The 8151-nt window shown below is 41.4% G+C and carries 5 protein-coding genes and 1 pseudogene; all 6 read right to left on the reverse strand.

Features of this window, described 5'->3' with window-relative positions; genetic code table 11:
- Window positions 1–97: 97 nt before the first annotated feature.
- The 6 genes and pseudogenes from pglZ to pglX all read right to left on the reverse strand — a co-directional run bounded on the left by pglZ (window position 98) and on the right by pglX (window position 8044).
- Window positions 98–2740, reverse strand: coding sequence for a BREX-1 system phosphatase PglZ type A (gene pglZ / locus ACTOY7_RS15370; RefSeq protein ID WP_482672495.1), 2643 nt, complete (start codon window positions 2738–2740; stop codon window positions 98–100).
- 6 nt (window positions 2741–2746) lie between these two features.
- Window positions 2747–4273, reverse strand: a complete 1527-nt coding sequence (locus tag ACTOY7_RS15375) for an ATP-binding protein (RefSeq protein WP_482672494.1) — start codon at window positions 4271–4273, stop codon at window positions 2747–2749.
- A 321-nt stretch (window positions 4274–4594) separates the two neighbouring features.
- A complete protein-coding gene (locus tag ACTOY7_RS15380) occupies window positions 4595–5257 on the reverse strand; it encodes an SIR2 family protein (RefSeq protein WP_482672709.1) in 663 nt (220 codons plus the stop codon).
- A gap of 193 nt (window positions 5258–5450) precedes the next feature.
- Complete coding sequence (locus ACTOY7_RS15385; RefSeq protein ID WP_482672496.1) at window positions 5451–5666, reverse strand: DUF3791 domain-containing protein; 216 nt, start codon at window positions 5664–5666, stop codon at window positions 5451–5453.
- A 66-nt stretch (window positions 5667–5732) separates the two neighbouring features.
- Window positions 5733–5945 (reverse strand): annotated as a pseudogene (locus ACTOY7_RS15390) (DUF3791 domain-containing protein); the annotation flags it as partial.
- A gap of 14 nt (window positions 5946–5959) precedes the next feature.
- Window positions 5960–8044, reverse strand: a complete 2085-nt coding sequence (gene pglX, locus ACTOY7_RS15395) for a BREX-1 system adenine-specific DNA-methyltransferase PglX (protein ID WP_482672708.1) — start codon at window positions 8042–8044, stop codon at window positions 5960–5962.
- Window positions 8045–8151: the final 107 nt, after the last annotated feature.

An 8151-nucleotide genomic window follows, 5' to 3' on the forward strand; every position in this document is an offset into this window, starting at 1 on the left:
CCTGCGAATAGACCATAACATATTTATTATACTCCTTTATCAAATATTTCCAAAGCAATCTGAATAATTTCTTCCACTTCATAGTCCAGCTGAACAATTAGCTAAAGAAATCAAACTCATCCACCGCAAAAGCGATGTCAATCTGGAATGGCTCACGCTGTGGCATCTGCAATCCCTGTTCGTCTGCAATGACCAGATAATAAGCAGCAGTATTGCTGTATTTCAGAGATTTCAGATTAAACTGGCAACGGAAAGTACGCTCTGCGCCATTATCGCTTGTCTTATCTGCAATAATCTTCTGAACATCACTAATCTGCCTGCCATCTTCATCCGTAAAGTAAACCTGATAGGCAGCTGCTTCACGGTTGGCACCAACAGCATCCTTCTGATAGAAATTCAGAGAAAAAATCATATTACTGATTTTACGGTTTGCTGACAACAGATTAACCGTTACCGGCTTCGTATCATATTTCTGCTTATTACGTTTATACTCCATAGAATCGTTGCGGAGATAGTGATACTCGATGACCGGAACAACCATTTCCTGCAAGCTGATACCGCCATGCACAAAGTTCATGCCGCCGCCATTCATCTTAATGCGAATGCTTTCTCTTGGTGCAAAACCGCCAAAGTCAGACTTCCCGTCCAGGAACTTCACAGGCAATAAGTAGTTTGGCTGTACGCCTTTTTGCATGATTGCATATCGTCTGCCATACTCCACACAGCGTTTCGCACTTTCTTTTTTAAGATCATTTATGCTTTCCCTGTCCACATCGTAAAACTCATTTTTTCCTACTTTGTCATCCTCAGTCAACGGGCTGTATGTATAAAGGAATCCATGGTCAGCTGTAATCAAAATATTCGTACCGCCAAATTCATTTACAATAATACGCACAAGATTTTTCAGTTCTGAAATCGCTTTATCACAGGCGGCAAAAACAGCGGTATCAGAAGTGTGGCTTGCTTCATCAATGGTATCATGATAGATGTAAACTACATCCATTCCTTTCACCAATGCACTCCGTTCTGCCCGCTTCATGGCGATCATGTCATTATATTTCAATGCTACACTCGTCGGGTCTTCTGATTTCAGGACCTTATCACGATAGCCGCTTGCCGTAGACTGCCCATCTGCCAGCACAGTCAAAATATCGTTCCGAAGTTCTACCGTCAGTTCCTTATGCGGAAGCAGTGCTGCCATACCAAACTTCGTGATAGAAGGGAAGATGCTCTGCATACTGCCAAGAGAAACCTTACTCTGTGTTTCTCTGCGAAGCTGATCTGCCATCGCTGCCGCCACTTCATAACGCAGAGCATCCGAAATAATCACAAATACCTTGGTATCTGAAGTTTTGATGCGAGAACAATAAAATTCTTCCTGCTGCGGTACTTCCAGAACCTTGCCATAGGCTGCCAGTTCGTCTGCACACACATCCGACCAGTTGTTACCCAGTTCACCTAAGAACCAGTGAGTATAAAGTCCTTCCACTTTATCAACAACGTGCTTGAACAGATCGTCCAGCAGAATATTGGAAGTCTCCAGGCTCTTTTGGAAACTCAGGTGGAACAAACGGTAGTAAGTGTCCATCTGATAATAGCTTTCGGTGTATTCCTTCCAGATGCCCTTTGCTTCTGCGGTATGGAATCCGGCAGAGTGTTCCTTGAAGAAGCTCTGCATATTTGCAACCTGCAAAATACCGTCATAAAAATTCTCAAATGGCTCATACCATGCACAGGTTCTACGTTTCTCTACGGTTGAAATAATGGTATCCACATCAATGATATGGTCGCTGATTTCGGTCATCAGCTTTGTCAAAATCACTTCGTTGATGCACGGGAAGCACTCTGTACCTACCAGATCGTCAACCGTCAGTTTTTCAAACCGCTGACGCAGACGTGCTTCATCTTCCACATATCTTGCCACATCATAAAGCTGCTGAATATCTTTGCTATGAAACCATTCCGAAATGAAATCGTAACAATACGCCTGGTGCGGCATGGAAATAAATCCGTCCAGTCCGGCAAGATATTCCTGCCGCATAGTACGGGTAGCAGCAGTCAGCAGCAAATGAATTGCCAGCCGTCCAAGATCAGGTTCTTCCTCAGCAAATCCACATCCCTGACGAACCATCGCCCAGAATGCGCCGTCTGCATGATACTTTACAAAATCCTGATAAACTGCATTGTTGTTCAAAACAAGTCCTCCCCGAAACACACTGCGTAAAATCAGGTTCGGCTGTGCGTCCTTCAATCCGCAGATTGCCGCCATCACAGCCATATGCAGCTGTGCCGGAGTTGCCGGAACTTTATTCTGAGTGCTGATTTTCAAACGACGGTCTTTCGCATTGAAATAGGCACGATAATTTTTGACCTGCTTTCTCATGGCCGGATTCGATGCAAGTCCCATCTCATCCATCCAAATAGAAATCAAATCTGCCCGGAACTCCTCGCTGTAAAGCTCTATATCTAAAAGCCAGTTATCATCTGGGCGGTCATAAGACAATGGACTGTAAACCAGATAATTGGTAGTCAAATCATCCACTGAAAGCAGTTTTTTCACAGAAAACGCATTGTTACCAGTCAGTGCAATCACCTTTGCATTTTCAAGGACCACCTCGTCCAACTTGTCCTCAAATTCTTTATCTTTGTCGTACCAGAAGATGATACGACGCTGATAAAATTCCGGCAAAGGGGCAGCAAACCGCCGGTTCAAGTCTTGTATTACTTTGTCGGTATCCATGCTGCGTTACCTCCCCTCTGTGTTCTTCAAATAAATGGTACTTCTTGCTGCACCCGTTTTTTTCAGCCAATCTTTTTCAATCATCGACTGCAAAATAACCCTTGCTCTACGCTGCTTCACATTAAGAAGTTCCATCACTTTATTTGTTGTTATAGAACCATTTTCCAGTACATATTTATAAATACGTTGTTCCTGTTCACTATCCGGCATTTTGATAGCATTATCCGGCACTTTTGAAGTATTATCCGGCACTTTATCGGCACTATCCGGCACTTTTGAAATATTACCCGGCACTTTATCGGCACTATTGGGATCATTGAGATCACTACCCCGGTCATTAAGGTCAACTGTATCATTGCTCTGGTCTCGATAAATGTTGATACGCAAATCAACTTCACCACCAATAAATTCTGGTTCCCGCAATCCGGCTTTCTTTACTTTGCCAATAATTCTCGGGATGCCGCTTCCCCAATGCTCAATTAAATTCATATAAGAAAACGCATGGGCAAGTGCTTCATTCCTGATTTTAGAATAACCTTCCTTCATACGTTCCACAGTCTGTCCCATTGGCAATTTGCCAGGAGAAGTGATTTCCAGCCGGTTATCATAAACAGCAACCTGTATCGTTCCATGATCCAGATAACTGCGATGTACCACAGCGTTGATAATTAATTCACGAATGGCATCCGGTGGAATTTCATAAACATCCTGCCGGTAAATCCCCACAATAGTCGCACCCAGATGAATATTCCGCAGAACAAACTGAAATGCTTCGTCTATTTGCTCCCAAAGCGGGCCGGGATATTCTCTACGATCAACAAATACTGCTTTTGTTGTACCTTTGAACACACCACATTGTGTTGTGACATGAAGTCCTCCGTTGCCAGTCAAAATGGCAAAGGCATTGGACGGATAATCTATTCCGTCACGCTCAATCAAAACTCCCCAAGAACGCAACTGCTGTCTGCCAACATCTTTGATAGATGCTTTCTGTTCCTCATTATGAGCGTTTTGCACTGCCTGTTCCTTCATGGCTTTGCAAAGAGCGTCAATATCTTCATCTGTAATCGTTAATCCAGTACACAAAGCTTGATCGAAATAGCGGTTGCTTCCTTCAAACATCAGCTCTTTGATCATGTATTCGTCAGCAAGACGGGGAGTTCCGGCAACACGGACATATACCCCGCCTTCTCTACCAAGAGCCTTGATATAATACGGTCGCTGTCTGCCCTCGGAAATTTCCGCTACAATAACAGTCTTACCGTCAATTGTCCGTAATGTAATATCTGGAATAATTGCCGGTTCACAACTATCCGACACAGCATTGGCAATGGCATCCATTTTCTTGAATACATCTTCCTTGTCAAAGCCAATCACTTCTCTGGTCTTATCAGCAATTCCGAAAATGATTTTACCTCCGGTTCCATTGGCAAAGGCAACTACAGATTTCATATATTTAATACTTTTCTCTGGCAGGTTTTCTTTGAACTCTACATTCTTCAATTCCCCTGCAAGAATTTCTTCTATGGTCATGATCCTCCTCCCTTCTTTATCCAAAATCTGGTCGTTGACAAAAAATATTTTCCCTTATATAATAAGCATAGGTTTATAGTGCATCCGTGATGGTGTCTGTTTACAGATGCTATGTTGCCTGTATTCCAACTGTCCGAGCCTCCGTGATGGTGTCTGCTTGCAGATGCTTGAATCACGGGGTCTTTTTTTGCCCATATTTAAAGAAATCATATATTCTTATCATTCTATTAAGATTGCTACGATTAGGACTATCCAGTGAGCTCAAAATATTAATATTTTCTCTAAATATAGTTTCCAAAATGTTTTGATATTGTACAATATCTACTTTTTCTTTGCAAGTTCTGGATAAACAAACTCCAATAATTGTTCGCGTGAATATAACGAATCATGTAAAATAATGTTTCTATACCATTGTTCAGAGTTTACTGCTCTTGCCAAACCATATACACCTGTCGTTGCCAAACCAATCGACAATGCAAGCATATTTTCGTCAATACGACCATCTTCCAGCGAAGCAACCTGCATCGTTGATCCTGGTTGTTGAGTCAACGCAAAAGTATAAAGCTCATCTTTAAACCTGCGCAATAATTTAACTGGCAAAGCCGCTTTTTTCACAGACAAAGCATCATATAACAAGCTAAAATCTGAGAGTGTGGTTTTAGTCATTTCCAACAATTTACCGTGTATAACCATCGAATGTGAAGCTATCTCACTTCCAATAAAATTCGACTTATATTCAACAAACACAAAGCGTTTTTGTAACATTTCTATTTTATCCAATGGCAGGCATTCCACAACGTCGCTAAGAATTGCCTGAATATCTGAATCTGAAATAGAATACCCCATAAAAATAATCGGATATTCCATGAAAATCGTCATCAGTTTGGCCGCAAGATATTTGCCTTTGTCATGAAACTTCTGATAGTCCGCTTTGTTAATGACAATAGATTCTGGATTTTGTACAGAGCCATGAATTTTATAAATTTAACCAACCCAGTCTGGTAATCCGTAATATCTTCGAGTAATACCAGATCCTGCAAACAAAAATGGAGTTGTATTAAATCTTGCAACCACTTCTTGTAGTGTCATACAGCACCTCCCTGTGTTTAGATATTCACATTATTTTTTGTGTTTCTAAATTTTGGACTCACTGAATCCAAAATTTATTGACAAGCTATTATTCCATATTTCGACTATATTCCTGTTCCAGTTCATCCACCAAATACGCGTCACTCATACAGTGCATATCCGATACACCATCTCGAATCAACTGATAAACCTCAGAATGATAGAAAAAGTTCAATGCCGCATCCAGTGAAAGTCCCTGCTGTTTTGCAAAGCACTCGATGATACGACAATATTTTTTCTGAAGTAAAATTGGGTTTGCTGTCATGCCAGATGATTGTTCTCTTTGAACCTCTCCATTAGAAAATGAGATTTCCACAGCCCTTTCCTTTATCACATCAAGGAGGTCATCTACGATATATTCCCGGCTCTGGGTATGCAACACTTCATATTCCGGCACGATATAACCGTTCAGAATATCGCTCTTTTCGGTAAACGCCTGATAAACACGCTCTGCATCCACGCCCAGCTTTGCCGCAACATTTTCAATGCAAAATACAACAAACTCAAGCTCATTAGGATTTTTAATGTTCTCATCTGCCATCATAAGCAAGCCCTCCTTTACTTTATTTTAGCCAAAACATCTTGAAAAATTGCATAGTTCTTCTTTACGCCATCATCCAGATCAATGGAAATCATCTGATCGGCAAGGTGGTGAATCTTTTCCTCATAGGTACGGATCTCGGTATCTTGAGCCTGCAAAGCAGTCAGCTTTTTATTTAGTTTCACACGTTCGCCTGTGGAAGCATTGGCTATACGCTGTTCCAGATCGGCAATAGCTGTACGATAACGAGCCTGCTGTTCATGCACATAATCGGTACGGATACGGGCAATGATGTCCGGCTGATAGCGGTGCATATAAATCAGTGCCTTGAAGCCGTTCTTTTTACCACTGTCAAACAGCCAGTAAATCGGGCGTTTCTGGTAAATCTTGCAATGGTCGGCGTAAAAATCGTTAAGGAAGTAATTGCGAATCACATCTTTCGGCTGTCCTTTGCCACCCAGTGCATCAGCAATGAATTTCAGATTTTCATCCAATGTCTCTGCACCATAGACCGTTTTCACAAACTCTACGAACAGACCCACAATATCATCCTCAAAATATTCATCGTCGCAAATCGGGAGAATGTTATCCTTATCGGCAGGGAAAGACGCATACTTGCTGGCACATCCCAGGGAGCCTTCTCTTCCTCCTTCGGAGGAATTCACCTTGTCCCATTCACCGCCAGCGTAAGCAAGACCGTCCACATCCAAAGAGTAGCGACCAAACATACAGCCAACAGCATAAGAAATGAAAGAGCGAATATCACGCCCAAGGTCTGCCTTGCGGACGGTTACATCTTTATCCTCGACCTCTGGTGTCAGCTCGTCCTGCAAGCCATAAATGTCAATGAAAATACGGTTCAGTTCTTCCTCGTTGGCTTTCAACTGGTTAAAGCGGTCGTCACATTCAGCCTGCCACTGGTCAAAGGCTCCGGAAATAGTAGGAACTTCACGAAGCAGTGGGTGATGCTGGAAGTCCCATGATGTTTCAAAGGAATCCCAATCATTGCGAGATAGGCCAATATTTCTTTCTACTAACTGCTCTATTTCCTCGTTAGTCTTTATTATAACCGGTGTTTTTCCAAGGGGACCCTCATGATAATCTAATGTTGGTGATACCATTTGCAAAAAGCACTGAATTACAGGTGTATTATACAGTCCAAGTAAATATGGAAGTAACTCCTTGCTTGTAAAACACATAGAGCCTTTTGTTTCAAATATGAATCCAGAAGGTACATAGCGCATACCAAAAGGACCAGATGCTATTGTAGACCAGGTCATTCCTTCATGAAAATACAAATCCCTATTGATAATGCGTCCGTTAGACTTAACCCTAACACCAGGTGTATTATCTATATAGTCACAAATTGTTTTTCCTGAATTTTCATAATTAACGACATAATCAAAATTTCCGTACCATCGTCTAAAACTTCCGCCTTTTGTAACCGGAAACCATTTCTTATGTGTTTCCAGAGCATTTTCCTGAGATGTGCAACCAATCCCCATTTTCCCAAAAGGAATCTCGTGCCAAAATCTTAAAAACAAATCATTATTTGTCGTTGCCATTCCCTGTCTTGGACGAGCTACATCATAAAGAATTTTATTGTCAAACGCTGCTAACATTTCTTTACTCGTCCAATAAGCTATTGTTTTTCCTGGTATTTTTTCATAGTTTTCTTCTTTTGCTGAATATCGTTCCTTTCCAGATAAAAAGATTTCTTCTTTTTCAGTTTGACTTATTCCACTTACAAGACGAACATAAACTCCCTTGAAATCGGAAAGGTATGAATTGTTTATAACAAAACTTGTCGTTTGAACAACCTCTCCGCTTATTTCTTCAAAAGCTCGTGCTCCTAAATGTGCCATACTCGTAATATTATATGCCGATAAATAGGTACGCAATTTTTCAAAGCTGCCCAAAAACATCCAAGCGTGCTGAGTAATCAAAGCTGCATAGCCTTTAGTTTTAGTCATTCGCAAGCATCGCTGAATAAAAACAGCAAAAAAATCAGCTTTTCCTTCTTCGTAATTCTTTTGCACATATTTTATAAGTTTTGCTCCACCATTACTTACTGACATATATGGCGGATTAGTCGTTGTCACATCATACTTTGTGCCAGTGCTTCCGCTACCTGTACCAACGGCAGTAATTCTCTCAGTGCTGTCTCACGAAACATATTTATATCTTCCACAATCTCCGCAAAGCGGTC

The sequence above is a fragment of the Schaedlerella sp. genome, from assembly GCF_056796775.1.

Coding starts and splice junctions, on each gene's coding strand:
- pglZ (WP_482672495.1), bottom strand. CDS start 2,740: ATGGATACCGACAAAGTAATACAAGACTTGAACCGGCGGTTTGCTGCC.
- ACTOY7_RS15375 (WP_482672494.1), bottom strand. CDS start 4,273: ATGACCATAGAAGAAATTCTTGCAGGGGAATTGAAGAATGTAGAGTTC.
- ACTOY7_RS15385 (WP_482672496.1), bottom strand. CDS start 5,666: ATGACAGCAAACCCAATTTTACTTCAGAAAAAATATTGTCGTATCATC.